The organism is Microbispora hainanensis (assembly GCF_006874475.1).
GTDB classification, from domain to species: Bacteria; Actinomycetota; Actinomycetes; order Streptosporangiales; family Streptosporangiaceae; genus Microbispora; species Microbispora hainanensis.
Map to the genome: position 1 here is coordinate 186,084 of NZ_VIRM01000007.1, position 23,187 is coordinate 209,270.

Here is a 23,187-nt window from a genome sequence, read left to right on the forward strand (position 1 = left end):
GCCGGCCCGAAGACAGGCCGATGCCGCCGCCTCACATTTCCAGTGCCCCCTCAGGGGGCGTCAGGACGTGGCGATCGCGGTGAGCACATCCAGCCTGGCGGCGCGGCGGGCCGGCAACAGCCCGGCCAGCAGGCCGGCGAGGGCGGCCACGGCGACGACGAGCAGGAGCGGACCGACCGGCACTGTGAGCGTGGTCTCGGTGGTGCGGCCCAGGGCGGTGACCGTGCCCGCGGCGAACGCGACGCCCAGGCCGACCCCGGCCACGATCGCCAGGGCCGCGACGAGGGCCGCCTCACCGCGGATCATCCGGCGCATCTGGGCACCGGTCATGCCGACCGCCCGCAGCAGCCCGAGCTCCCTGGTCCGCTCGATGATCGACAGGGCCAGGGTGTTGGTGATGCCCATCAGCGCGATGAGGACGGTGAGCATCAGCAGCACGCTCACCAGGCCCAGGACCTGGTCGATCGTCGCGTTCCGCCCGGCGACGGCCGCGGCCTGGTCGCGCACCTGCGCGGTCGGGGCGTCGGCCAGGGCCCGTTCGATGGCCTTCTTGGCGTCCGCACCGCTCACTCCGCCGGCCACCTTGACGAAGACGCTCGCGTCGACGTCCTCGCGGTAGTTCCGTTCGTAGGTGTCCAGCGAGATGACGTAGCCGGTCGACAGCGCCTGCGCGTCGCGGTCGCGCAGCAGGCCGACCACCGGGAGACGCTGGACGCCGGTGCGGGAGAACGTCATCGCCAGGGTGTCGCCGACCTTGAGGTTCCGCTCCTTGGCGACGTTCGCCGCCAGGACGACGCCGCCGCCCGCGACCGCGTCCAGGCGTCCGGCGACCATGTGGAGCGAGGTGACCCGGGGCAGCGTGACCGGGTCGACCGCGGTGAGCGCCTCGACCGACTGCCCGTCCTTCCAGTGGCCGTAGCGCAGCCGGGAGGCCACGGCGACCTGCGGCAGCTCGCTCACGTGGTGATAGACGTGCACGGGCAGCCCACCGAGCATCTCGTTGCGTGCGCTCTCCACCACATAGTCGGCGGTGATCGTCTCGGTGTACGACCGCGCCGTCGACTCCTTGATCGAGGTCCCCAGCACGGTCGTGAAGCTGACGAGCGCCAGGCCGAAGGCCAGGGCCAGGGCGGTCGCGGAGGTCCGCCGGGGCGACCGCGCGGCCGACTCGCGCGCCAGCCGTCCGGGGACCCCGGCCACGCCGAGCGGCCTGCCGAGCAGCCGGACCAGGCCCGGGGTGACCGCGGGTCCGAGCAGGGCCAGCCCCACGACGGTGCTCACCGCCGCCTCGCCGAGCACGACGACCGACCCCGGCCCGGCCAAGACGATCGACAGCCCGGCCGCACCGAGCGCGGTGAGAACCGCGCCGGCGACCGTACGGCCCCAGCCTGCCCGCCCGGAGAGATGGTCGGCCGACGAGCGCCGCATCGCCTCGACCGGCGCCACCGCGGCCGCGCGGCGAGCCGGCCCGAACGCCGACAGGACCGTGACACCGACACCGACCACGAACGCGGCGACGAAGGTCCGGGACGTGACGACGAGCCCGCCGTCGGGCAGCGTCATTCCGAAGACGCCGGCGAGGTCGCGCAGCCCCGCCGCGCAGGCGACGCCGAGACCCGTGCCCGCCGCGGAGGCCGCCAGCCCCACCAGCAGTGCCTCGCCGAGCACCGAGCGCGTGACCTGACCGCCGGTGGCTCCGGCCGCGCGCAGCACGGCCAGCTCACGTGTGCGCTGGGTGACGACGATCGAGAAGGTGTTGGCGATGAGGAACGCGCCGACGAGCAGGGCCGCCGCCGCCAGAGCCAGCAGCATCACCTGCAGGGAGGAGATCTGCGTCTTGGCCGCCGCCGCGCTGGCTGCAGCGACGTCCCGGCTGGAGGAGACCTCGTATCCGGAGCCGAGCGCGGCCGACACCGCGGACCGCAGCCGCCGGACGTCCGTGCCGTCCGCGGCGACGACGGCGACCTCCGAGGAGTTCCCGCCGAGGGCGAGCAGACGTTGCGCCGCAGGTAGCGTGACCAGGGCGACCGTGGTCTCCGGCAGCCCCTCGCCCGGCCCGAACCCGGCCAGCCCCACCACGCGGAGCCGTTCCGTACGTTCGGCCCGTACGGTCACCTCGGCGCCGAGGCCGATGCGGTGCCGGCGAGCGGTCGCGGCGTCGATCACGACCTCGCCCTCGGCGACCGGCGCGCGCCCGGCGCGCAGGGTGAACGGGCCGACCGGCGCGGGCTCCCAGGACAGCAGCAGCGACGGGCCCGCCGGGACGATGGTCTTCCCGCCGACGCCGATCAGCCCCTGACCCCGTACAACGGGAGTGGCGGCGGCCACGCCCGGCACCGCGCGCACGCGGTCCACGACCTCGGCGGGCAGCGGGTCGCGCTCGACCTCCACGCCCATCGCCGAGTCGAACGCGACCGCGTCGCGGACGGTCAGGTCGACCCCAGCGGCGGCCGTACGGAACTGGTCGTCGAGCAGCCGCTGTGAGGTGTCGGTGAGCACCAGGCTGCCGGTGACGAAGGTGACGCCGAGCAGGACGGCGAGCAGAGTCAGCGCCAGCCGGCCCCGCCGGGCGACGGTGTTGCGGATGATCAGGTGCCACATCGCGGTCACTTCTCCTCGTTGCGGGTGACGCCGGCCACCCGGCCGTCGGCGAAATGGGCCACCTGGTCGGCGTACGCGGCGGCGTTCGCGTCGTGGGTGACCATGACGATGGTCTGGCCCAGCTCGTGGGCGGCGTGGCGGAGGAAGCCGAGCAGCGCCTCCCCCGCCCGGGAGTCGAGGTTGCCCGTCGGCTCGTCGGCGAAGACGATCCGCGGGCGGGCGGCCAGCGCGCGGGCCACGGCGACCCGCTGCTGCTGCCCGCCGGACATCTCGGCGGGGCGGTGCCGCAGCCGGTCGCCCAGCCCGAGCATCGCGACGATCTCGTCGATCCACGCCTGGTCGGCCCGCCGACCGGCAAGCGTCAGCGGCAGCACGATGTTCTCGGCGGCGGTCAGCGTGGGAACCAGGTTGAAGCTCTGGAACACGAAGCCCACGTGGTCGCGGCGCAGCAGCGTGCGCTGCCGCTCGCTGAGCCGGCCGAGGTCGGTGTCCCCGATGAGCACCTGTCCCTCGTCCACGGTGTCCAGACCGGCCATGGCGTGCATGAGCGTGGACTTGCCGGACCCGGACGGGCCCATGACGGCGGTGAACCGCCCGGCGGGGATCGACAGGGTCGCGCCGTCGAGGGCCCGGACGGCGGTCTCGCCGCGGCCGTAGATCTTCACGACGTCGCGGGCCAGCGCGGCGACGTCGGTACGCACGGATGTGATGGTCATGACGGGCTCCTGGGTGTCGCGATCAGTGGAGGTCGAGCGGGCCGCGCCGCACCCGGCGCCGGGTGGCGGGGACGGCTCGAGTCCGCCGGTGCTGCTCGGCCTGCCGCAGCAGCTCGTGATGCCTCAGCCGGATCAGCTCGGGAAGGACGGGGAGGATGAGGTTCATGTCAGGAGCGTCGCGGTCAGGGCTGTCCACGGGCTGGCCGCCGGCTTTACCCGTCTCCCGCGGCACCGGACAGCCCCGGACAGCACTGGACAGCGGACGGACAGCCGTTCGCCAGGCCGGGACGGCACGCTGAACGGCATGGCAGACCAGAGCCGTCAGGGGGCTGCGGCGGAGACGACCGTGTGCGTGCCGGCCCTGCTGTGCCGCAGATGCGTCCGTCTCCTGAGCAGACACGTACGAGACGTTCCCGGCGTCTCCTCGTTCGAGGTGGACGCCGGGCGGGGCCTGCTGCGCGTACGCGGGGTCGTGGACCCGGCGGAGCTGCGGGCGGCGCTGGCGTCGGCGGGGTTCTCGGGCGACCGGTGCGAACACCGGGATATCAGTATGTGATCAGCTCGTGAGCGCGGCGGCCGTCTCGCGGGCCTGCGCGGCCTCGCCGGGCAGGCCCGCCTCCTCCGCGCACTCGGCCAGGAACGACCACAGGCGGGCCCTGGCCCAGGGGAACTCGCCCTCCTTCAGCAGCGCCAGCGCGTCCCGGCACTCGCGGACGGCGGCACCGGCGTCCCCGCGCACGCGGGCCATGCGTGCCCGCCCCCATGCCGCCCACGCCTGGCAGCGAGGGTTGCGTACCCGGCGAGCGACCTCGTCCGCCTCCGCGAGCAGCGCCGCGACGTCGTCGCCCTCGTCCATGTCCAGCCGGGTGTGGGCCGTGTGCACGAGCGCGAAGGTCAGCCCATGGAAGGAGTTCCGGCCGCGCACCTCGTCCACGGACTCCCGCAGGACGGCCAGGGCCTCCTCGTGCCGTCCCGACTCCCGCAGGGCGATGCCGAGATGCGCGAGGATCGCGCTGCCGATGATGCGGTCGCCGACGGCCCTGGCCAGGTCGAGGGCGCGCCGCCACCGGACGGCCGCGTCCTCGAAGTCGCCGAGGCGCAGGGCCAGCAGCGCCTCCAGATACTCCGTCATGCCCAGCCACCAGCCGTCGTCGGAGTCGCCGAGTTCGCGCCTGCTCCGCTCGATCATGGCGCGGTAATGCGCGGCGTCCCCGCCGTACTGGCCGGCCCAGGCCACGACGAGCCGGGAGATCGCGGCGTTGCGCGCGTCGCCGATCTCCTCGAAGATCGCGAGGCTCTCCTCGGCGGCGGCGACCGAGCGCGGGGCCGGATAGTAGACGTGCAGGAGCCCGATGCCCTGCAACGCCCGGCCCCGTGCGACGGCGGACCCGCCGCCGGTCTCCAGCAGCGCGGTCAACGCCCGCGTGCCCTCGTAGCGCACGCCGTAGTTCCAGAACATCACGAGCGCGTTGGCCAGCCGGAAGCCGTTCTCGACGTCACCGCTGTCGAGGGCGTGGTCCACGGCGGCGCGGAAGTTGTCGTGCTCGTCGTAGAGCCGGGTGAAGACGGCGAGGTTCCGGAAGTACGGCCCGTTCTCCTCGGCGAAACGCACGAAGTGGGCCAGGTGGCGGTCGCGGCACTCGGCGACCTCCCCGGCCTCCTCCAGCCGGGCCCACGCGTAGTCGCGTACGGTGACGAGCAGCCGGAACCGCCCTGTGGCCGGTTCGGGAACCACGAGCGACCGGTCGACCAGCCGGAACAGCAGGTCGAGCACCTCTCCCCTGCCGACGCCGCCGCGTGCTCCGGAGAAGGCGCACACCTCCTCCGCGGCGGCCGGGGTCCAGCCGCCGCGGAACACCGCGAGGCGGCGCAGCAGGCGCCGCTCGGCATCCGTCAGGAGGTCGTGGCTCCAGTCGAGCGTGGCGCGCAGCGTGCGGTGGCGCGCCTCGCCGGTACGGGGTCCCGCCGTCAGCAGCGAGAACCTGTCCGCCAGCCGGGCCTCGATGTCGGCCGGGGACAGCGCCTTAACCCTGGCCGCGGCCAGTTCGATGGCGAGCGGCATGCCGTCGAGCCTGCGGCAGATGGACGCCACCACGGCTGCCGTCCCGGCGTCGAGCGTGAACGAGGGCCGTACGGCACGGGCCCGCTCCTCGAAGAGCCGGACGGCGGAATCGTCGCCCAGCGGGCCGACCGCGACCTGCACCTCGCCGGGTATCGCCAGCGCCTCCCTGCTGGTGGCCAGCACGCGCAGGCGCGGGCAGGCCGCGGCCAGCCGCTCCACGAGAACGGCCACGTCGTCCACCACGTGCTCGCAGTTGTCGACCACGAGCAGCGTACGGCCGTCCCGCAGGTGCTCCTCGACCGCGTCGGCCGGCGCACTGCCCTGCGCCAGTACGCCGAGCTCGGCGGCGAACGCGTCGGCGACATCGGCTTCCGGCTCCAGGGCGGCCAGGCGGACCAGCAGCACCCGGTCGGGCAGCGTCTCGTCCGGCGTCTCGCTCACCCTGCGCGCGACCTCGAACGCCAGCGTCGTCTTCCCCATCCCGCCCGGGCCGGTCAGCGTCACCACCCGCGCCTCGGCGAGCCGTTCCAGCACCGTCGCGACGTCGTCCTGGCGGCCGATGACCGACGTCAGCCGCCGCGGCAGCCGCTCGGCGCCTTCCGGCGCCCGTTGCCCGGCGGACCCGGGGGACGACCGGCCGGACGACACCTGGACGGACACCTGGGCGGACGGCTGGGCGGCGGCCGGGACCTGCTGGCGGAGGATGGCCTCGGCGAGCGCCTGCAGCTCCGGCGACGGGTCGATGCCGAGCTCGTCGGCGAGGCCGCGGCGCAGCGCCTGGTAGGCGGCCAGCGCCTCCGCCTGCCGTCCGCCGCGATACAGCGCGAGCATCAGCAGGCGGTGCAGCCGCTCCCGCAGCGGGTGCAGCGCCACGAGCCGTTCGATGTCGGCGATCGCCTCGTTGTGCCCGCCGGACTCCAGCAGGAGCTCGATCCGGTCCTCGACCGCGCCCAGCCGCAGCTCCTCCAGCCGGGCGCTTTCCGTGATCGCCCACGTCGTCCGGCCGACGTCGGCCAGCGCGGGGCCCCGCCACAGCCGCAGCGCCTCGTCCAGGCGGCTCAACGCCGCGGTGACGTTCCCGGCGGCCGTCTCCTCCCGTGCGCGGACGAGCAGCCGCTCGAACACGTACGCGTCGACGGCCTCGGCGGGCACGGCGAGCCGGTATCCCGGGGCCTGCGTGACCAGGACGTCCGTGCCGAACCCGGCGGCGGCGAGGGCGCGGCGCAGCTTGGACACCCGGATCTGCAGGGCGTTGGCCGCGTCGGCCGGCAGGTCGTCGCCCTCGTCGCCCCACAACGCGTCCGTCATGGCGTCCACCGGCACCACGCGACCGCAGGACAGGACCAGCCGAGCCAGCAGCGCCCGTACGGACGGAGGCAACGCCGCCACGGAGCCGTCGGATGCCCGCACCTCGGTGGGCCCGAGAACCGCGAACGTCACGGTGTTCGGCATGTCACTCCTCGTCATCCCCGACTCCACCGGGGTTGCCCAATATTAAGGGGCGATGAGCGACTTGCCGGGAGTGTTGGCGGCGGCCGTCAGCCGCTCGGCCAGGGCACGCGCGTCGCGGTCCACCCACCCGAGCACGGACGATCCGCGAGGACGACGTCCCGCCCCTCGGCGTCCACGGCGCGGTCCACCCGCTCCACCCGCCGCAGCAGCCGCTTGACGTCCGTCCCAATGATCAGCTCTCGGTCTCTGACCCGCGCCCGATCCTGCTGTCGCAGCGGATGTCCATGAAACGCAGATGGGAGAACCACCAGAACACGTCGCGGCCCAGAACGCGCTGCGGCAGCGCCCGGCCCATCGACGAGACCGACAGCCGGACACGCCGCCCGGTGCCGGCCAGCTCCTCGGCGATCTGCACGCCGGTGTTGCCCGCGCCGACGACCAGGATCTCGCCCATGGGGAGCTGGTCCGGGCGGCGATACCGGTTGCCGTGCATCTGTGTGACGCCTCGATCGAGGCTCGACGCGAAGGCGGGCGTGCGCGGCGTGTGGAACGCCCCCGCCGCGACCACGACCCGCGCCGCCGTGTACGTCTCGGCCGAGGTACCGGCGCGGCGTGAACAGCGTGAGCGAGTCCCACCGGTGACGCCACGCGTCTCCCACCCGCTGGTGCGCGTCGAGGATGGCGAACCGCAGACCCGCGCGGCGCAGGTGATATCCCAGCGCCAGCCCGGCCTGCCCGCCCCCGATGATCAGCGTGTCGTACGCCGCCGCGCTCATCCGGCCACCTCGTAACCGGCTTCGGCGATAGCCTCGCGCACCGCGGCGGGGTCCGCCGTGCCGGTGACCAGCACCGTCTTGGCGGTGAAGTCGACGGCCACGGAACCGACACCGGACACCTCGCCGACGGACTCCGCGATCGCCTTGACGCAGTGGCCGCAGCTGATGGCGGGCACGGACAGCACGAGCTGGTTCATCGTTCGTTCCTTTCGCGTCGCGGACCGCTCCGTACGGCCCGGATGGCACGACCATGCCGGGCGGCGCTGTCCGTCCCCTGTCCCGAGCAGGACAGGGGATGGTCAGCGGCGGGAAAGCGCCGCGCGCGACCGTCGCCGCGACGTCCTCAACCAGGAGGTGAAGCGATGACGGTCACGACGACCGTGCGTACGCTGGACATCGGCGGGATGACCTGTGCGTCCTGCGTCCGCAGGGTGGAGAAGGCCCTGACCCGGGTCGACGGTGTGGAGACGGCCGAGGTGAACCTCGCCACCGAGGTCGCCACCGTCACCTACGATCCCGCCCGCGTGACCATCGGGTTGCTCACCGGGTCGGTCGTACGTGCCGGGTACACCGCGGAGATCTCCGCGCCCGAGACCGCGCCCGAGACCGCGCCCGAGCCTCGGCCCGAGACCGCGCCTGAGCCTGGCCCTGAACCGGATCGGGAGGTCGTCCGGCTGAAGCGCGCCTGGCAGGTCACCCTCGCCGCCGGGCTGTCGATGATGGTGCTGATGTACCTGCCGCTGCCCATCGACGCGATGGACTGGCTGATGCCGCTGCTGCTGATCGTCGCGACGGTGGCGCAGTTCTGGGCGGGCCGTCCCTTCTACCGCGCCGCCTGGGCGGCGGCCCGGCACGGCGCGGTCAACATGCACACGCTCGTCGCGCTCGGCACGACCGTGGCGTACGGCTACAGCGCGTTCGTCACGCTGTGGCCGGCCGCGGCGGAGCGGCTGGGGCTTCCGCCGCACGTGTACTTCGAGATCTCCGTCGTGGTCATCGCGCTCGTCCTCATGGGCCGGTGGATGGAGGCAAGGGCCAGGAAGCGGACCACCTCCGCCATCGGGGAACTGCTCGGGCTGCGGCCGAAGACGGCGCGTGTGCTGCGCGGAGACAGCGAGGGGGAAGTCGAGGTCGAGGTCCCGGTCGAGGACGTCGCCGTCGGCGACCTCGTCCGGGTGCGTCCCGGCGAGAAGATCCCCGTGGACGGCGTCGTGACCGCCGGCGTCTCCACCGTGGACGAGAGCATGATCACCGGGGAGAGCATGCCGGTGCGCAGGGGCGAGGGCGACCCGCTGATCGGCTCCACGATCAACCGGACCGGCTCGGTGGTGATGCGGGCCACCGCCGTCGGGCAGGACACGACGCTGGCGCAGATCGTCCGGCTGGTCGAGCGGGCGCAGGGATCGAAGGCGCCCCTGCAGCGCCTGGCCGATACGGTGTCCGGATGGTTCGTGCCCGCCGTCATCGGCGTGGCCGCGCTCACCTTCGTCGTCTGGGCGGTCTTCGGACCCGGCCAGGGACGGCTCACGTTCGGCATCGGCACCGCCGTCGCCGTCCTCATCATCGCGTGCCCGTGCGCGCTCGGCCTGGCCACCCCCACAGCGATCATGGTGGGCACCGGGAAGGCCGCCGAGCTGGGCATCCTGATCTCCGGCGGCGACGCGCTCGAACAGGCCCGTCGTCTCACCACGGTCGTCCTGGACAAGACCGGCACGATCACCCGGGGCCGGCCCGAGGTGACCCGCGTCGTCACCGTCGCGGGCGGGGACGCCGACGAGCTTCTCGCGTACGCCGCCGCGGCCGAGAAGGGTTCGGAGCACCCTCTCGGCGAGGCGATCGTGGCCCTCGCCCGGGACCGGGGACTCCGCCTGCCCGCGATGGAGGGTTTCGACGCCGTGCCCGGTCACGGGGTGGAGGCTCGCGTCGGCGGCAGGTCCGTGCTCATCGGAAACGGCGCGCTCATGCGCCGCCTTCACGTGGACTTCGGCGAGCTGGAGCGGATCACCGCCGAGTCCGCGGCCGAGGGAGCAACCCCCGTGTACGTCGCCCTCGACGGCCGGCTCGCCGGAATGATCGCCGTGGCCGACACCATCCGGCCGGAGTCGCGTGAGGCCGTCGGCCGGCTGCGCGCGCTCGGCCTGGAGGTGTGGATGCTGACCGGCGACAACCGGGTCACCGCCGACGTCGTCGCCCGGCAGGTCGGCATCGACCACGTCATCGCCGACGTACGGCCCGAGGACAAGGCGGCCCGCGTGACCGCACTGCGTGAGAGGGGCGCGGTCGTCGCCATGGTCGGCGACGGGATCAACGACGCCCCGGCGCTGGCCACGGCCGACCTCGGCATCGCCATCGGCACCGGGACCGACGTCGCCATCGCGGCCTCCGACATCACCCTCGTCGGCGGCGACCTGCGCGGCATCGTCTCGGCCATCGACCTGTCCCGGCGGACCGTGCGGACGATCAAGCAGGGCCTCCTCTGGGCGTTCGCGTACAACGTGCTGCTGATCCCGGTCGCCGCCGGTGTGCTGTACCCCCTCAACGGCGTGCTCCTCGACCCCTCCCTCGCCGCGGCCGCCATGGCGATGAGCTCGGTCAGCGTCGTCACCAACGCGCTGCGCCTGCGCCCGTTCCGGCCCGGTTCCCGGGCGTCCCGGCTCACCGGCTGGGGCTACCTCACGGGCATCGCCTGCCTCGCCGTGGCCGTGGGCGCCGGGTTCACCGCGCTCAGCCGTACGGAGGCGGCGCAGCGCGGGATGAACGGCGTGCTCGCCTGGGCTCAGGACACCGGCATGCCGATGCGCCCGGCCATGAGCGTGATGATGACCACCGAATCGGAGCCCGTCCCCGCCGAGGACGCCCGCCTGAAGGTCTCCGTCGAGGCGCCCGCCGGCGTCGCCCCGGGCAGGACGGCAACCCTCCGTATCCGCGTCGCCGACACGGGGACCGGCCGACCGGCCCAGGACGTCGTACGCAGTCACGAGGCGTGGATGCACGTCGTCGTCACCCGAGACGACCTGGGCACGTTCGCGCACATCCATCCGGAGCCCACGGGCAGGCCCGGGGAGTTCGCCGTCCCGTTCACGTTCCCCACCGTGGGCCGATACACGATCCACAGCGAGTTCCGGCTGCGCGGGGAGATGACCGACGTCCTCGACCGGCAGGAGATCACAGTCGGCCGTCCGGGCGCCTTCACCTCCTCGGACACGGCGTCGCCGTCGCCCCGCGAGCAGGTCGTCGGCGGCCTGCGGGTCACCCTCACCGGCGAGGCCGAGGCCGGCGGCAGGAGCGACCTCACCTTCCGCTTCGCCGACGCCGCGACCGGCAGGCCCGTCGCCGGCCTGCGCCCCTATCTGGCCGCCGCCGGACACGTGGTGATCATGCCGCTCGACGGCAAGGGGTTCGCCCACGAACACGCGGAGGCCGAGGACGACCAGGGCCGTGCCGTCTTCGCTCTGCCGGGTCAGACCTTCGGGCCCGAGCTCGGCCTGCATGCCCGGTTCCCCCGCCCCGGCCTCTACCGCATGTGGGGACAGTTCCGCGACTCCGAGGGCCGGGTCCTCACCACGACATTCACCGTGGAGGCCCGTTAGGCCACCTGGTCGGCCGGGGTGGCGGCGGCGAGGCGTACGGCGTTGGCCGCGGCGTCGTCGATCTCGCGTTGCGCGGCGAGGTCGGCCTCCACGCCGGAGCGGTAGGCGTCGATCTCCGCGCGCACCCGGTCGTCGTCCCAGCCGAGGACGGGGGCGATCAGCGCGGCGACCACGGGGGCCGCCGCGAGCCCGTGGTCCCGCTCCTCGATGAAGACCCGGGTGCGCCGGACCAGGACGTCCTCCAGGTGCAGCGCCCCCTCGTGCGTGGCCGCATAGACGGCCTCGGCCTTGAGGTAGCCCTCCGCGCCGGGGATCGGCTCGCCCAGGCCGGGATCGGCCTCGACCAGCGCGAGCACCTCCTCGATGCAGGAGCCGTACCGGCCGAGCAGGTGCTCGACGCGCGCGACGGGCAGCCCCGCGCGCTCGGCCAGGCGGCGCCGGTTGTTGCGCAGCGCCTCGAACCCGGCGGCCCCGAGGACGGGGACGCGGTCGGTGACCGACGCGGGCACCTTCTGGCCGAGGCCGGCCACCGCGACGTCGACGGCGTCCTTGGCCATGACGCGATAGGTGGTGTATTTGCCGCCCGCGACGATGACCAGGCCGGGCTCGGGCCGGATGACCGCGTGCTCCCTGGACAGCTTGACGGTCGGCGACGACGACCCCGACCCGCCCAGCAGCGGGCGCAGGCCCGCGTAGACGCCCTCGATGTCGTCGTGTGTGAGCGGCGTCCTCAGCACGGCGTTGACGTGCTCGAGGATGTAGTCGATGTCGGCCCGGGTGGGGGCCGGCTCGACCTTGTCGAGGTCCCAGGGGGTGTCGGTGGTGCCGACGATCCAGTGCGGGCCCCAGGGGATGACGAACAGCACGCTCTTCTCGGTGCGCAGGATCAGCCCGGTGTCGAGCCGGATCTTCTCCCGCGGCACGACGAGATGCACGCCCTTCGACGCCTGGACCGTCACCGACCCCCGCGAGCCGGGAGACGCCCCCGCGAGCCGCTGGATCTCGTCGGTCCACACGCCGGTGGCGTTGATCACCTGGCGGGCCCTGACCCGCAGCTCGGCGCCGCCCTCCAGGTCGCGCACGACCGCCCCGGTCACCCTGCCGCCGTCACGAAGGAACCCGGTGACCTTGGTGCGGGTGGTGACGCAGGCGCCGTACTGCATGGCGGTGCGGGCCAGCGTCATCGTGAAGCGGGCGTCGTCGACCTGGGCGTCGTAATACTGGATCGCCCCGACGAGCGCGTCGCTGCGCAGGCCGGGAGCCTCACGCAGGGCCCTGCTGTGGCTGAGCTGGCGATGCCGCGGCAGCACGCGGGCGCCGCCGAGCGTGTCGTAGAGCAGCACACCCGCGCCGACGTAGCCGCGCTCCCACACCCGGTGGCGCAGCGGGAACAGGAACGGCACCGGACGCACCAGGTGCGGGGCCAGCCGGGTCACCAGCAGGCCCCGCTCCCTGAGCGCCTCGCGCACCAGCCGGAAGTCGAGCTGCTCCAGGTAGCGCAGCCCGCCGTGGATCAGCTTGCTCGACCGGCTCGACGTCCCGGCCGCGAGGTCACGGGCCTCCACCAGCGCGACGGACAGGCCGCGTGAGACCGCGTCGAGCGCGACCCCGGCGCCGACCACCCCGCCGCCGACGACCAGGACGTCGAACTCGTCCTCGGCCAGCCTCCGCAGCGCCGCCTCCCGAGCGCGGGGACCCATGGGTACAGACATATCGGTATCGACTCCTCGTTTCTTACAGTCGGCTCAGTCGACGTCGACCCAGTCGAGCGTCCGCTGGACGGCCTTGCGCCATCCGGCGTAGCCGCGCTCGCGCTGCTCGTCGCTCCAGGTGGGCTCCCAGCGGCGGTCCTCGTGCCAGTTGCGCTTGAGGTCGTCGGTGGACTTCCAGAAGCCGACGGCGAGCCCGGCGGCGTACGCGGCGCCGAGCGCGGTTGTCTCGGCGACCACCGGGCGCGACACCGGGACGCCGAGGATGTCGGCCTGCATCTGCATGCACAGCTCGTTGGCCGTCACGCCGCCGTCCACCCGCAGCACGTCGAGGACGACGCCGGAGTCCTGCTCCATCGCGCCGACGACGTCCTTGGTCTGGTAGCAGATCGATTCGAGCGTGGCGCGGGCCAGGTGCGCGTTGGTGTTGTAGCGGGACAGGCCGACGATGGCGCCGCGGGCGTCGGAGCGCCAGTAGGGCGCGAACAGGCCGGAGAACGCGGGCACGAAGTAGACGCCGCCGTTGTCGTCGACCTGCCGGGCGAGCGCCTCGCTCTGCGCCGCCCCCGAGATGACGCCGAGCTGGTCGCGCAGCCACTGCACGGCGGAGCCGGTGACCGCGATCGATCCCTCCAGGGCGTACACGGGCTTGGCCGAGCCGAACTGGTAGCCGACCGTGGTGAGCAGGCCGTGCTGGGAGCGCACGAGCTCGGTGCCGGTGTTGAGCAGCAGGAAGTTGCCGGTGCCGTAGGTGTTCTTGGCCGTGCCGGGCTCGAAGCAGACCTGGCCGACGGTCGCGGCCTGCTGGTCGCCGAGGTCGCCCGCGAGAGGGACCTCGCCGCCGAGCGGGCCGCCGGCGCGGGTCACGCCGTACAGGTCGGGGTTGGAGGACGGCCGGATCTCGGGGAGCATCTGGCGGGGCACGCCGAAGAACGACAGCAGCTCGTCGTCCCAGTCGAGCGTCTCCAGGTTCATCAGCATCGTGCGGCTGGCGTTGGTGGGGTCGGTGACGTGGACGCCGCCGTCCACGCCGCCCGTGAGGTTCCACAGCAGCCAGGTGTCGGTGTTGCCGAAGATCGCGTCACCGCGCTCGGCGGCCTCGCGCACGCCGGGGACGTTCTCCAGGATCCACTGGATCTTGCCGCCGGAGAAGTAGGTGGCGGGCGGCAGGCCGGCCTTGCGCCGGATCACCTCGCCCTTGCCCTCCCGTTCCAGCGCCGAGGCGATGCGGTCGGTGCGGGTGTCCTGCCAGACGATGGCGTTGTAGTAGGGACGGCCGGTGCGCCGGTCCCATACGACGGCGGTCTCGCGCTGGTTGGTGATGCCGAGCGCCGCGAGGTCGGAGGCGTGCAGTCCCGCGGTGCGCATCGCGGTCTCGATCACCGCCCGGGTGCGCTCCCAGATCTCGGTCGGGTTGTGCTCGACCCAGCCCGCCTGCGGCAGGATCTGCTGGTGTTCGAGCTGGTGGCGGGCGACCTCGTTGCCGCCGTGATCGAAGATCATGAACCGGGTGCTGGTCGTCCCCTGGTCGACCGCGCCGACGTAGTCTGCCATTCTCGTTGCGCCTCTCGTTCTGATGAGGTGGACGTTGCTGGTCTCGGCCCCGGGGGGGATCAGCCGGCCTGGGCCGCGGGCTCCGGCGTGCGGCCGGGCTCGGGCACGTCCGTACGCGGCAGGAAGCGGGCGACCAGGAGCTGGTAGAGCCCGGCGCCGATGACGCCGCCGACCAGCGGGCCGATGATCGGCACCCAGAAGTAGAGCCCACCGTACTGGTCGCGGAACGCCGAGCCGTACCCCGTGAAGAACGAGGCGAGGCGCGGGCCGAAGTCGCGGGCGGGGTTGATGGCGTAGCCGGCGTCGGTCCCCCACGCCATGCCGATCGCGACCACGAGCAGGCCGACGATGACCGGCGCGAGGTTGGCGAGCGGCGCGGAGTTGCGCTCGTCGGAGATCGCGAGGATCAGGAACAGCAGGATCGCCGTGCCGATGATCTGGTCGCGCAGCCCGCCCCACTGGGTGACCGGCAGCGTGCCGTTGCCGGGGAGGGTGGAGAAGACGCCCTGCGTCTTGATCGTGTGCCCGGGGTCGACCTTGGCCAGGACCTCCGCGTAGTTCCACCGGACGAGCAGCGCCGCCACGAAGGCGCCGAGGGTCTGCGCCAGCGCGTACGGCAGGACCTTGCGCCAGGAGAAGCCCTTGAACACGGCGAGGGCGACCGTGACGGCCGGGTTGAGGTGGGCGCCGCTGATGCGGGCGGCCGTGTAGACGCCGAGGGTCACCCCCAGCCCCCACGCCCACGCGATGCTGTCGTGGTCGCCGATTCCGCCCGCCACCACCTGGGCGACCACTCCGACGCCGAACAGGATGAGGATCGCCGTGCCCGCGAACTCTGCCGCGAGCTCACCCGCGAACGGAGTGAGTAGCCGCCGGTCGCTTCGCCCTTCCGCCATGTGTCTCCTCCTTGACCGCGCCCGTCACATCCCGAAGTGCCCGTTGTGAGCACTGCCGGTCGTCCGGACGTTAAACGGCCCCCAAGGGAGCGTCAACGAATGATCGTCGGCATTGTCGAACACTGGTCACATTCAGAACCGCGTACTACGCTGCGCGGGTATGACGCGAACAACTACATTTCGCGCGAACCCATCCCCTGACCGAAGATCTTTCACCAGCTCGACACCCCAGGTCCGGCCAGGTGTCGACATTGTCGAACACCCGCCGACATCGCTAATATCCGGAACGTGCCAGGTCCGGTCCAGTCCATCGAGCGCGCCGCCGCGATCCTGCGGCTGCTCGCCCAGGGATCGGGGCGGCTCGGCCTCACCGAAATCGCGAACTCCCTCGGACTGGCCCGTGGCACGGCGCACGGCATCCTGCGCACGCTCCAGCTCGTCGGCTTCGTCGAGCAGGACGAGGCGACGGGCAAATACCAGCTCGGCGCGGCGCTGCTGCACCTGGGCACCAGCTACCTCGACGTGAACGAGCTCCGCTCCCGGGCGATCAACTGGGCCGACGCCCTGGCCGCGCGCAGCGGCGAGGCGGTCCGGATCGGCACCCACCTCCAGGGCAAGGTCCTGGTCGTCCACCATGTCTTCCGGCCCGACGACAGCCTGCAGACGCTCGACGTCGGCATGCTCATGCCAATGCACGCCACGGCGATCGGCAAGGTGCTGCTCGCCTACGACGCCAACGCGGCCGCCGCACTGCACGACGCCTCACACGACGGGGAGCTGGAGCAGTTCACCCGCCGCACCGTGCGGACGCACCGGGAGATGTCGCGCATGCTCGCGACCGTGCGCGAGCACGGCTGGGCGTCGGACGTCGACGAGGCCGGCATGGGCGAGGCGGGGGTGGCCGCCCCGATCCGGGGGTACGGGGGTCTCGTGGTGGGCGCGATGGGCATCTCGGGCGCCACCGAGCGGATCTGCGACTCCGGCGGGCGTCCCCGCCCCGACCTGGTGGGTTATGTGCGCGACGCGGCGCGGGCGGTCTCCCGCGACCTCGGTGCCTCCCGCTGGTGACCCTCCCCACCCCCCACACCGCTTCAGCCGCCAGAAGGTAGGCCGCCGTGACCCAGCGTTATGTGATGTCCATCGACCAAGGCACCACTTCGACCCGGTGCATCCTGTTCGATCAGCGCGGCCGGCTGGTCTCGGTGACGCAGCGGGAGCACAAGCAGCACTTCCCCCGTCCCGGCTGGGTGGAGCACGACGCCGTCGAGATCTGGCGCAACCTGGAGCGGATCGGCCCCGAGGCACTCGCCCAGGCGGGCGTCGGGCCCGGCGAGGTCGCCGCCGTCGGCATCGCCAACCAGCGGGAGACGACGGTGCTGTGGGACCGGCGCACCGGCGTCCCGGTCGCCCCCGCCGTCGTCTGGCAGGACACCCGCACCGACACGATGGTCGACGAGCTGTCCCGCCGCCCCGACGCGCACGTGGTGCGCGAGCGCTGCGGCCTGCCCCTGGCCACGTACTTCTCCGCCCCCACCGTCCGCTGGCTGCTGGACGACATCCCCGGGCTGCGCGAGCGCGCCGAGCGGGGCGACGTCCTGTTCGGCACGATGGAGAGCTGGCTCATCTGGAACCTCACCGGCGGCCCGGACGGCGGCGTCCACGTCACCGACGTGACCAACGCCAGCCGCACGCTGCTGATGAACCTGCGCGACCTCGACTGGGACCCCGTGCTGCTCGGCTTCTTCGGCATCCCCCGCGCGATGCTGCCGGAGATCCGCCCGTCCAGCGAGACGTACGGCACGGCGCGCCGGGTGCTGCCCGGCGTGCGGATCTCCGCCGCGCTCGGCGACCAGCAGGCCGCGTTGTTCGGGCAGACCTGCTTCCACCGCGGCGAGGCCAAGTGCACCTACGGCACCGGCGCCTTCCTGCTGCTCAACACCGGCACCGAGCCGGTCGCCTCCACCCACGGCCTGCTCACCACGGTCGGCTACCAGATCGGCGACCAGCCCGCGGTGTACGCCCTGGAGGGCTCCATCGCGATCACCGGCGCGCTCGTGCAGTGGTTCAGGGACCGGCTCGGGATCATCAGCACCGCCCCGGAGATCGAGACCCTGGCCCGCACGGTCGACGACAACGGCGGCTGCTACATCGTCCCGGCGTTCTCCGGGCTGTTCGCGCCCCACTGGCGCAGCGAGGCCCGCGGGGTCATCGTCGGGCTCACCTCGTACATCACCAAGGGCCATCTCGCCCGCGCCGTGCTGGAGGCCACGGGCTGGCAGACCCGCGAGGTGGTGGACGCCATGAACGCCGACGCGGGCATCGCGCTCACCATGCTCAAGGTCGACGGCGGCATGACGGCCGACAACCTGCTCATGCAGTTCATCGCCGACGTGCTGGACGTGCCGGTGGTCCGGCCCATGGTCGCGGAGACCGTCTCCCTCGGCGCGGCGTACGCCGCCGGGCTCGCCGTCGGCTACTGGCCCGACCTGGAGGGCCTGCGGCGCAACTGGCACCGCGCCGCCCAGTGGACGCCGGCGATGGACCCGGGACGGCGCGAGGAGGAGTACGGCAACTGGCGGCGGGCGGTCGAGCGCGCCTTCGACTGGATCAAGCCCACCCCCGGCTGACGCCGGGCGGGGTCAGCCGGCGGGTGGCCGGTCCGGCGACAGGTCCAGGTCGTCGAGGCCGAACCACTCACCGGACGGCGGCTGATCGGCCAACGGGTCGCTCCAGCGCAGCCGGACACGGTCTGGGGCGGCCTCGACGATCCTGGCCTCCCGCCAGACGGGGTCGTCGCCGACGCGGGCCCACCAGGGCTCCGACAGGCAGGCGAGCCCCCGGGCGTGCAGGGTGCGGACGGCGTCGCCCTCGTCTCCCGGGCCGCCGAGCGGCACGCCGAAGATCGTCACCGCCTGCCAGCCTCCGGCCGTCGGCACCACCCGGCCCAGCGGTTCCCCGTCGTCGCGCCGCACCTCGTGCGGCGCGGGGAAGGCGGGCCGGCTCTCCCCGATCGCCTTGACGATCTTCTCCGCCGAATCCCGCTGCCGGCGCACGCCTTCGCGCTCGGCCTCACCGCCGGCGTAGGCGCGCGGATCGACGCGCCGGCCGAGCACCCATACGTCCCGGATCCGCTGCGTCGCCGTGATGTCGGCCGTCGGGTCGCCGCCGACGAGGACGAGGTCGGCCCGGCGCCCTTCGGCGATCTCACCGCGATCGGCCATGCCGAAGACCCCGGCGGGCGCCGCCGTCGCGGCGGCGAGCGCCTCGTCCGGGGTGAACCCGGCGGCGACCAGATGCTGCAGTTCCCGGTGCAGGCTGGCTCCGAACACCAGGCCGGGATTGGGCACGTCGGTGCCGGCGAGCACGCGCAGGCCCGACTCCAGGAACGCCACGGCGTTGTATCGCTGGGCGGCGCCGTCCGGCGGCTGGGGCGGCATCCACCGCCTGGCCTGGCGCTCGATGACCCGCCGCCACCGAGCGCTCAGCCGCCCCGCCAGGTGCGGCTGAGCGAGCAGCGGCATGACGCCGTCCTCGTCCGGAAAGCCGTCGATGACGCTCAGCGTCGCGATGACGGCGACGCCGCACCGGGCCACGTCGCCGATCTGGCGGTCCGTCATGCGGTCGAAGGGCGCGTGCGCCAGGACGTCGACGCCGCACCGTGCCACGGTCACGGCCCCTGCCGCCGACGAGGCGTGCGCCACCACCGGCAGTCCGCGCTCGTGGGCGGCGGCCACGAGCGCCTCGATCGTCCGGACGTCGAGCGCCGGGATGCCGAGCATCGCACCCGAACCGTCGTCGTAGATCACCTTGATGTGCGTCGCCCCCTCGGCGACCCTGCCGGCGACGAAGGACGCCGCGTCCAGCGGTCCGGTCACGTAGGGGAAGGGCGCGTACGCGATCGTCGGGTGCCCGCCCGGAGCGGTCGCGCCCACGCTCGACGTGCGCATGTCGGCGCGGACGGGTCCCCGGCCGCGTTCCGAGACGGCGACCGCGGCACGCTCGGGATCGATGGTCTCGGGCTTGCTGAACATGTCGACGACGGTCGTCACGCCGAACAGGGCCGCCAGCTGCAACGGATACCGCTGGTACGGGCGCCGGGAGCTGCTGCGCCTGCAGCGGATCCTGTTCCTCCGGGAGCTCGGCGTGCCGCTCGCCCAGATCAACCGGCTCCTCGACGGCGACGGGGACGACGTCGCCGCGTTGCGACGGCACCGCGACGAGCTCCTCGCCCACCGCGACCGCCTCGACGAGATCATCCGGACCGTCGACCGCACCATCGCCGACCTCACCGGCGGGACGCATCTCAGCGAGGAAGAGTTCTTCACCGGCCTCGCGGCCCGGCACGGCGAGCTCCGGCGGGACCTGGAGGCCCGGTACGGGACCCGTGCCGGCCAGCACTTCGCCGAGGCGGACGCGGTGACCGGCCGTTGGACCCGCCGGGAGCACGAGCAGGCGGCGGCGCAGGGCCGGCTGCTGCTCCGGCGGCTGTCCGAGGCGCGTTCGTCCGGCCTGGCCCCCGACAGCGTCGCGGTCCTGGACCTCATGACCGATCACTACCGGGCCATCCGGCTGCTGTGGCCCGCCGACGCGGCCGCCTACCACGCGCTCGCGGACGTCGTGATCGGCAACCCCGGTCAGCGGGCCATGATCGAGGAGGTCGACCCGCTCCTTCCCCCCTGGCTGGCGAGCGCCATCCGCGCCTACGCCACCCGCCGGCTCGGCTACGCCGGGAGCTCGGCGGTCGGCGCCGCCGGCCCGGCCGCCCCCTGACACCGGCCGGCCGCCACGGGCGGGCGGAGCCGGCGCGGCTCAGGAGGTCGGGCCGATGTCGGGCTCGGGCTCGGGCATCGCCGACTCCGATCCGGTCGGCGGGGGCGTCTCCTCGGCCGGCGTCTCGATGTCGGACACATCGCCGATCATCTCCTCCAGCCCCCCGTCGTCCGGCTCCGGCGTCAGCGGCTCGGGCGAGGCGCCCCGCCCGTCCCGCGCTCCTGATCTTTCCGCCACCACGTCCGCGTCTCCTCCCACGTGTCCTCGCCGCTGTCCGCCGGTCCCCCCGGTCTGCGGATCGCGCATGACCGCTCACCTGCCCCGTCGTGTGGTCTTCATTCATCCTCGCAAAGGCGTGTCATGCGTACGCCCCGGCCTCCGGGGGGTAGACGACAGGTGATCGGAGCGAGGAGTGTGCGGGATTGGACAGGCGTCGGCGTGAGCTGGCCGACCGGGACCTCGACGAGGCGGCGGCGGACCTCCTCGCGCACGACTCCCGGCTGCGCGGGCTGGACGTGCGGGTCCGCTTCGACGGCGGGGTGGCGCACGTCGAGGGCGACGTGCCGGCCGCGGCCGACCTCGCCCTGCTGCGCGAGCGTCTCGGCCGCCTGGCCGGGGTGCTGGCGGTGTGGGACCGGGTGCGGGTGGCCGGTGCCACGCCCCGCGTCGTCGATCTCGGCTGCGGCGGCACCAAGCAGCACCGCGACAACATCGGCATCGACGTGCGCCCCGGCCCGGTGGTCGACGTGCTGGCCGACCTGGCGTACGGGGTGCCGCTGGCGGACGAGTCGGTGGACCAGGTCTTCGCGGTGCACGTGCTTGAGCACCTCGCCGACTTCCTGCCCCTGCTGCGCGAGTGCCACCGCGTGCTGCGGCCGGGCGGCGTGCTGCACGTCCTCGCGCCCTGGTGGCGGCATGTCAACGCGGTGGCCGACCCGACGCACGTACGGCTGCTCGACGTGCAGACGTTCAAATATCTGTGCCGGCCCGACGACGCGGGCCGGTGCTGGTATCCGCTGCTGGTCACGCGCGACGAGTCCACGGTCTTCGCGGACCTCGTCCCGGCGGGGGACGGCCGGGAGCCCGCCTGCGAGCGGCGGCTGGCCCGGTTCTTCGACTGAGCGGCTGAGGGGTTTCGCCGCCCGGATCGTCGTGGTGTTCGAGCTCCCACCAGGGGTAGTGGCACATCGGTGGACAGGCGGCGGAGGACCACGGGGGTGGGCAGATGGAGCAGGGCATCCCCCCTTCTCATGATCGTGGGCTGCTGCGCGCGTTGACGGGCATGCTCGACGACAGCCATCTGGTGGCGTTCGAGGACATCCCGTCGCTGGTCGACCGGTACAAACGCGAGGCGGGCTTCGAGGAGATCGCCGTTTATCTGGCCGACCTGCAGCAGAGTGTGCTGCGCCGGTTGTGCGGCCCCGGCGGGGACGACGCCCAGCCGGAGGAGCTGAAGATCGACACCACGCTCGCCGGGCACGCCCTGCAGGAGGTGCGCATGCTGCGGGGCGGCTCGGAGGGCGACGCCCCGGGACGGTGGTGGGTCCCCGTGCTGGACGGCACCGAGCGCATCGGCGTGCTCCGCATGACCCCCGTGCCGGAGGGCGACGACACCGAGGAGCGCATGCGGCACATCGCGTCCCTCATCGCGATGATCGTCGTCAGCAAGCGCTCGTTCAGCGACTGTCACGCACGGCTGGTGCGCAGCCGGCCGATGAACGTGGCGGCCGAGATGCAGTGGAACCTCATGCCGCCGCTCACGTTCGCCACGCCGGCGGTGACCATCGGCGGCGTGCTGGAGCCGGCGTACGAGATCGGAGGCGACGCCTTCGACTACTCCACCTCCGGCTCGATGGCGCACATGGCCGTCTTCGACGCGATGGGCCACGACGTGGCGGCCGGGCTGACCGCGAACCTCGCCGTGGCCGCCTGCCGCAACCACCGGCGGCGGGGCATGAGCCTGGCGCGCAACAGCGAGGCGATCGAGCGGGTGCTGATCGACGAGTTCGGCCGGGGCGACCGCTTCGTCACGGCGATCATCGCCGAGCTCGACCTCGGCACCGGCCTGTTCACCTGGGTCAACCGCGGTCACCACGCGCCGGTGCTGATCCGCAACGGCCGCTGGACGTCCACCCTGAACTGTCCGCCCGCCCACCCGATGGGGCTCGACCTCGGCCTGCCCGTCGTGCCCTGCCAGGAACAGTTGGAGCCCGGCGACCGGCTGCTCCTCTACACCGACGGCATCACGGAGATGCGCAGCCCCGACAGCGGCGAGTTCGGCCTCGGCCGGTTCGTCGAGTTCATGATCAAGCAGAACGCCGCCGGGCTGCCGGTGCCCGAGACGCTGCGCCGCCTGATCCGGACCGTGCTGGACTATCACGACAACCGGCTGCACGACGACGCCAGCGTGCTGCTCGTCGAGTGGCACGGCAACGCGCACGAGAAACTCCGCCCCTGACCCGTACGGTGAGGCGGTGGCCGATGCCGGGTCTCCCGCTCCGGGCCAGCCGATGCCGGGTCTCCCGCTCCGGGCCAAAGGACGCCGCAGGACAGGGCCGTCGTCCGCCGCCGGGGACGTGCTCGCGCGGTCCCCGGCGGCGGATGTCGAGTGGGGTTATCCGTTCCAGGTCCACTTCTGGTTGGCGCCGCCGTGGCAGGAATACAGCTGGATCTTGGTGCCGTTGCCGGTGCCCTGTCCGACCGCGTCCAGGCACAGCCCGGACTGGACGCCCTGGATGGAGCCGTCGGAGTTGAGGCGCCACTTCTGGTTGTCGCCGCCCCAGCAGCTGTAGATCTGGACCTTGGCGCCGTTGCCGGTGCCGGCCGCATCCAGGCACTTGTTGCCGTACACGCGGATCTCGCCGGCGGAGGTGGAGGACCAGGTCTGGTTGGTCTGGCCGTTGCAGTCCCACAGCTGCACCTGGGTGCCGTCGGAGGTGCTCGCGTTCGGCACGTCCAGGCAGCGGCCGGAGGCCACCCCCTTGACCGCCCCGCTACCGCCACCGGGGGTCGGAGACACGGTCGGGCTGGGCGGGGGGGACGGTGTGGTGCTCGGTGTGGT

The 23,187-nt window shown here is 73.1% G+C and carries 19 protein-coding genes and 1 pseudogene; 7 read left to right on the forward strand and 13 right to left on the reverse strand.

Annotated features, from left to right (window positions below; genetic code table 11):
- Positions 1-60: 60 nt before the first annotated feature.
- From FLX08_RS08645 to FLX08_RS40470, 3 genes are read right to left on the reverse strand one after another with little or no spacing between them, the layout of a single operon-like run.
- A complete protein-coding gene (locus FLX08_RS08645) occupies positions 61-2,601 on the reverse strand; it encodes an FtsX-like permease family protein (protein WP_244312495.1) in 2,541 nt (846 codons plus the stop codon).
- A gap of 5 nt (positions 2,602-2,606) precedes the next feature.
- Complete coding sequence (locus tag FLX08_RS08650; protein ID WP_142617682.1) at positions 2,607-3,317, reverse strand: ABC transporter ATP-binding protein; 711 nt, start codon at positions 3,315-3,317, stop codon at positions 2,607-2,609.
- A 22-nt stretch (positions 3,318-3,339) separates the two neighbouring features.
- Positions 3,340-3,483 carry a hypothetical protein gene (locus FLX08_RS40470; protein ID WP_167530321.1) on the reverse strand — a complete coding sequence of 48 codons (144 nt, stop codon included), beginning with the start codon at positions 3,481-3,483 and terminating at the stop codon, positions 3,340-3,342.
- 138 nt (positions 3,484-3,621) lie between these two features.
- Between FLX08_RS40470 and FLX08_RS40475 the strand changes: the two genes are divergently transcribed.
- Positions 3,622-3,873: a heavy-metal-associated domain-containing protein gene (locus tag FLX08_RS40475; protein ID WP_167530322.1), complete on the forward strand. Its 252-nt coding sequence runs from the start codon at positions 3,622-3,624 to the stop codon at positions 3,871-3,873.
- Here FLX08_RS40475 and FLX08_RS08660 read toward each other — a convergent pair whose 3' ends face one another.
- From FLX08_RS08660 to FLX08_RS08675, 4 genes and pseudogenes are all read right to left on the reverse strand, one after another.
- The gene (locus FLX08_RS08660; protein WP_167530323.1) at positions 3,874-6,831 is read right to left on the reverse strand and encodes an ATP-binding protein; all 2,958 of its coding nucleotides are present in this window, start codon (positions 6,829-6,831) and stop codon (positions 3,874-3,876) included.
- Positions 6,832-7,063: 232 nt separating this feature from the next.
- Positions 7,064-7,399 carry an NAD(P)-binding domain-containing protein gene (locus tag FLX08_RS08665; protein WP_167530324.1) on the reverse strand — a complete coding sequence of 112 codons (336 nt, stop codon included), beginning with the start codon at positions 7,397-7,399 and terminating at the stop codon, positions 7,064-7,066.
- Between the two features lie 130 nt (positions 7,400-7,529).
- Positions 7,530-7,607 (reverse strand): annotated as a pseudogene (locus tag FLX08_RS41980) (hypothetical protein); the annotation flags it as partial.
- Positions 7,604-7,804, reverse strand: coding sequence for a heavy-metal-associated domain-containing protein (locus FLX08_RS08675; protein ID WP_142617685.1), 201 nt, complete (start codon positions 7,802-7,804; stop codon positions 7,604-7,606). The gene FLX08_RS08675 and the pseudogene FLX08_RS41980, both read right to left, overlap by 4 nt.
- Positions 7,805-7,969: 165 nt before the next feature.
- Between FLX08_RS08675 and FLX08_RS08680 the strand changes: the two genes are divergently transcribed.
- Positions 7,970-11,197, forward strand: a complete 3,228-nt coding sequence (locus FLX08_RS08680) for a heavy metal translocating P-type ATPase (RefSeq protein WP_142617686.1) — start codon at positions 7,970-7,972, stop codon at positions 11,195-11,197.
- On the opposite strand, the gene FLX08_RS08685 is transcribed toward FLX08_RS08680, so the two are convergent.
- Genes FLX08_RS08685 through FLX08_RS08695 form a run of 3 tightly spaced genes read right to left on the reverse strand, consistent with a single transcriptional unit; the run spans position 11,194 to position 15,356 of the window.
- Entirely contained in the window at positions 11,194-12,909 is a 1,716-nt protein-coding gene (locus tag FLX08_RS08685; RefSeq protein ID WP_142617687.1) for a glycerol-3-phosphate dehydrogenase/oxidase, read from the reverse strand. The two genes, FLX08_RS08680 and FLX08_RS08685, sit on opposite strands and share 4 nt — an antisense overlap.
- Before the next feature lie 33 nt (positions 12,910-12,942).
- Positions 12,943-14,460, reverse strand: a complete 1,518-nt coding sequence (glpK, locus tag FLX08_RS08690) for a glycerol kinase GlpK (protein ID WP_142617688.1) — start codon at positions 14,458-14,460, stop codon at positions 12,943-12,945.
- 59 nt (positions 14,461-14,519) lie between these two features.
- Positions 14,520-15,356, reverse strand: coding sequence for an MIP/aquaporin family protein (locus FLX08_RS08695; protein WP_142617689.1), 837 nt, complete (start codon positions 15,354-15,356; stop codon positions 14,520-14,522).
- A 288-nt stretch (positions 15,357-15,644) separates the two neighbouring features.
- On the opposite strand from FLX08_RS08695, the gene FLX08_RS08700 reads away from it, so the two are divergent.
- Together FLX08_RS08700 and glpK (FLX08_RS08705) are read left to right on the forward strand one after the other, a co-directional pair.
- Positions 15,645-16,424 carry an IclR family transcriptional regulator gene (locus FLX08_RS08700; RefSeq protein ID WP_142617690.1) on the forward strand — a complete coding sequence of 260 codons (780 nt, stop codon included), beginning with the start codon at positions 15,645-15,647 and terminating at the stop codon, positions 16,422-16,424.
- A gap of 47 nt (positions 16,425-16,471) precedes the next feature.
- A complete protein-coding gene (gene glpK, locus FLX08_RS08705; RefSeq protein WP_142617691.1) occupies positions 16,472-17,983 on the forward strand; it encodes a glycerol kinase GlpK in 1,512 nt (503 codons plus the stop codon).
- A gap of 12 nt (positions 17,984-17,995) precedes the next feature.
- Here the strand turns inward: glpK (FLX08_RS08705) and FLX08_RS08710 are convergent, their stop codons facing one another.
- Complete coding sequence (locus FLX08_RS08710; RefSeq protein ID WP_208761330.1) at positions 17,996-19,405, reverse strand: amidohydrolase family protein; 1,410 nt, start codon at positions 19,403-19,405, stop codon at positions 17,996-17,998.
- Between FLX08_RS08710 and FLX08_RS08715 the strand changes: the two genes are divergently transcribed.
- Positions 19,386-20,126, forward strand: a complete 741-nt coding sequence (locus FLX08_RS08715) for a MerR family transcriptional regulator (RefSeq protein WP_142617693.1) — start codon at positions 19,386-19,388, stop codon at positions 20,124-20,126. The two genes, FLX08_RS08710 and FLX08_RS08715, sit on opposite strands and share 20 nt — an antisense overlap.
- A gap of 39 nt (positions 20,127-20,165) precedes the next feature.
- Here the strand turns inward: FLX08_RS08715 and FLX08_RS08720 are convergent, their stop codons facing one another.
- The gene (locus tag FLX08_RS08720; RefSeq protein ID WP_142617694.1) at positions 20,166-20,432 is read right to left on the reverse strand and encodes a hypothetical protein; all 267 of its coding nucleotides are present in this window, start codon (positions 20,430-20,432) and stop codon (positions 20,166-20,168) included.
- Between the two features lie 116 nt (positions 20,433-20,548).
- Here FLX08_RS08720 and FLX08_RS08725 point away from each other — a divergent pair, with 116 nt between their 5' ends.
- Together FLX08_RS08725 and FLX08_RS08730 are read left to right on the forward strand one after the other, a co-directional pair.
- Positions 20,549-21,247, forward strand: coding sequence for a methyltransferase domain-containing protein (locus FLX08_RS08725; protein WP_142617695.1), 699 nt, complete (start codon positions 20,549-20,551; stop codon positions 21,245-21,247).
- 104 nt (positions 21,248-21,351) lie between these two features.
- Positions 21,352-22,584 (forward strand): PP2C family protein-serine/threonine phosphatase, encoded by a 1,233-nt coding sequence (locus tag FLX08_RS08730; RefSeq protein WP_142617696.1) that lies wholly within the window; start codon positions 21,352-21,354, stop codon positions 22,582-22,584.
- 156 nt (positions 22,585-22,740) lie between these two features.
- On the opposite strand, the gene FLX08_RS08735 is transcribed toward FLX08_RS08730, so the two are convergent.
- Positions 22,741-23,187, reverse strand: a 447-nt coding sequence (locus FLX08_RS08735) for an RICIN domain-containing protein (protein ID WP_142617697.1), incomplete at its 5' end; no start/stop codon positions are given.